The organism is Candidatus Glassbacteria bacterium, from assembly GCA_019456185.1.
Taxonomy (GTDB): domain Bacteria; phylum Gemmatimonadota; class Glassbacteria; order GWA2-58-10; family GWA2-58-10; genus JAJRTS01.
In genome coordinates this window covers 1-1,042 of the sequence record VRUH01000168.1, presented here as the reverse complement: position 1 = coordinate 1,042, position 1,042 = coordinate 1, and the positions used below count along the sequence as shown (strand labels likewise).

At 62.3% G+C, this 1,042-nt stretch carries 1 protein-coding gene; it reads left to right on the top strand.

The features are described 5' to 3' along the window. On the top strand, nt 1-960 hold a 960-nt coding region (locus tag FVQ81_18665), incomplete at its 5' end, for a tetratricopeptide repeat protein (protein ID MBW7998553.1). Nucleotides 961-1,042 lie beyond the last annotated feature (82 nt).

Sequence of the window (1,042 nt, the reverse complement as noted above, 5' to 3'; positions counted from 1 at the left end):
GTGCGGGTCACCGCGCAGTTGATCGAGGCGGCGACCGGAAAACAGGTCTGGGCGGAAAGCTACGACCGCCAGTTGCAGGACATCCTGGCGGTGCAGGACGAGATTTCCCGCAAGATCGCCACCGAACTGGGGGTCAAACTATCCTGGGGCGAATTGTTCCGCTACAAGGCCCTCTCCACAGACAATTACCAGGCTCTCGATTTCTACCAGCAGGCTGACGTGCATTTCACCCGGCTGGAAAAGGGGGGCAACCTGCGAGCCCGGGAGTTGCTGGAAAAGGCCCTGGCATTGGACCCGGACTTCTCGCGGGCCATCGCCTTTCTGGGATGGACCCATCTGTTGGAAGTAATGTACGGCTGGAGCAAGGACCCCGCCCGGTCGCTGGCCTTGGCCGAGGAACTGGCGCAAAGAGCCATCGCCGTGGACGACCGGGTCTATCTCGGGCACACCCTGCAGGCGGGGATTCACGGAGTGAAGGGGAACTTCGAGCAGGCCATCGCCGCGGGCGAGCGGGCCGTGGAGGCCTCCCCCAACCACGTCATTGCAATCCAGTCGCTGGCGAACAACCTCACCTTCGCCGGGCGGGCGGAAGAGGCGGTCGTGCTCTACAGGAAGGCGCTACGCCTCAGCCCGTATCCTCCTTCCTATATTCGCGGCAACGCGGGACGGGCCCATTACTTCACCGGAAACCATGAGGAAGCAGCCAAAACCTTCCGGGACTACCTGGCCCTGCAAAAACAAGGCGCCAAAGCCCGCCTGATGCGGCTCTATCTGATTGCCAGTTACATGGAACTGGGCCGGGAAGACGATGCGCGGGAAGTCGTGGAGGACCTGCTGGAACTCAAGCCGGACTTTACCGTTGGCGCCGCCGTCAAATTGTTCAAGCGGCGGCCCTTCAAGGATCACTCCTTCGTGAAGCGGATGAGCGAGCAATGGCGCCAAGCCGGCCTGCCGGAATGACGGGACTGGCGGAGGTGATGAATGGACACAGGTGCTCCTCTCCCCACCATTCCACTTCGCGCAACTATTCCCCCCGCACCCC